General features: G+C 62.8%; 1 protein-coding gene. It reads right to left on the bottom strand.

The genetic code is table 11. The features are described 5' to 3' along the window. Positions 1 to 219 (bottom strand): FCD domain-containing protein (locus tag KVS69_RS20345; protein WP_217540098.1); only part of this gene is annotated, 219 nt, incomplete at its 3' end. Between the last annotated feature and the right edge of the window lie 23 nt (positions 220 to 242).

A 242-nucleotide genomic window follows, 5' to 3' on the forward strand; every position in this document is an offset into this window, starting at 1 on the left:
TTCACCCGCACCCCGCAGGCGATCGCGCCGCATGTTGGCGAGGAACACTGCGCGCGAGTTGCGCATATGCCGTTCGATGACCACGACGGCCTTGTCGGGGTCGCCCTTTTCCACCGCTTCGATCAATTCCCAGTGCTCGTTGCTCGAGCGCCGCATGTGAGCGAGTGTGAGCGGATTCTTGCGCGACGAGGCCCGCAGCCAGCCATTGTGCTGCTTCATGATCCGCACTGCCTCGACATTGA

The organism is Stenotrophomonas sp. GbtcB23, from assembly GCF_019091045.1.
Classification (GTDB): Bacteria; Pseudomonadota; Gammaproteobacteria; order Xanthomonadales; family Xanthomonadaceae; genus Stenotrophomonas; species Stenotrophomonas rhizophila_A.